Source organism: Pseudoalteromonas shioyasakiensis (genome assembly GCF_022398475.1).
Taxonomy (GTDB): Bacteria; Pseudomonadota; Gammaproteobacteria; order Enterobacterales; family Alteromonadaceae; genus Pseudoalteromonas.
Genome location: NZ_JAKEVM010000284.1, coordinates 1 through 1,075 on the forward strand (window position 1 = coordinate 1; position 1,075 = coordinate 1,075).

Consider the following 1,075-nt stretch of genomic DNA (forward strand, 5'->3'; position numbering starts at 1 on the left):
ACTTAATATTTCTCACTTCTCAAAATTATGACTAAACTTAAATTGTTCAACTCATGGAGGAGAAGAGCATGGCAACCCCACGTAGAAACTTGATTAGCGTTTCAAACACGCCTTATTACCATTGTATTTCACGCTGCGTTCGTCGCGCTTATTTGTGCGGAAAAGATCCACTAACGGGTCGTTCATATGAACATAGGCGCGATTGGGTTGAAAAGAAACTACTTCAACTTGGGCGAATATTTTGTATTGATATTTGCGCCTACGCTGTAATGAGTAATCACACTCATCTGGTTCTTCACATTGATATAGCAAAAGCTAAGCGTCTAAATAATAAAGCGATTCTTATTAGATGGCACAAATTATTCAAAAGTACATTCCTTTGCCAACGATTCTTAAATGGCGAATTGCTAACACAAACCGAGCTCGCTACGGTTAATACCAAAGTAAATTTATATAGAGAAAGGCTCAGCAGCATTAGTTGGTTTATGCGAGTTCTTAACGAGGGTATTGCACGAAAAGCGAATCAAGAAGATGGATGTAAAGGGCTGTTTTGGGAAGGTCGCTTTAAATCACAAGCTTTACTTGATGAAGCAGCACTTGCCGCTTGCCTTGCTTATGTTGATTTAAACCCAGTAAGAGCAAAAGCGGCCGATTTACCTGAGCAATCTGACTACACCAGTATTAAATCTAGAATTTATGCAGCTCAAAATAATAAGCAACCAAAATCGCTTATGCGCTTTGCAGGTAAACCTCGTAAACATATGCCTAAGGGACTACCATTTGAGCTCAAGACATATCTGCAACTTGTAGATTGGACAGGCCGTTCAATACGAGAAAATAAACCAGGTAAAATCCCAGAAAATGCGTTACCAATACTTGAAAGACTAAATATTTGTACAGAAAACTGGCTCACACTCACCACTTCCTTTACCCACTCGTTTAAAAATACAGCGGGTAAAGAGCAAGCTATAACTGAGTATGCAAAACACATGAAACGAAAGAGAAGAAGCTCAATAACTAACTGCCAAGCTTTGTTTTGCTAAACACTTAAACTTTTCATTTACTACTTTTATTC

General features: G+C 38.4%; 1 protein-coding gene. It reads left to right on the forward strand.

What is annotated here, in order from left to right; all coding sequences use genetic code 11:
* Window positions 1-68: 68 nt before the first annotated feature.
* Window positions 69-1,043 carry a transposase gene (locus L1D51_RS21495; RefSeq protein ID WP_239964840.1) on the forward strand — a complete coding sequence of 325 codons (975 nt, stop codon included), beginning with the start codon at window positions 69-71 and terminating at the stop codon, window positions 1,041-1,043.
* Window positions 1,044-1,075: the final 32 nt, after the last annotated feature.

Excerpts from the sequence above, each read along its gene's own strand:
- L1D51_RS21495 (WP_239964840.1), top strand. The coding sequence starts at position 69 with ATGGCAACCCCACGTAGAAACTTGATTAGCGTTTCAAACACGCCTTAT.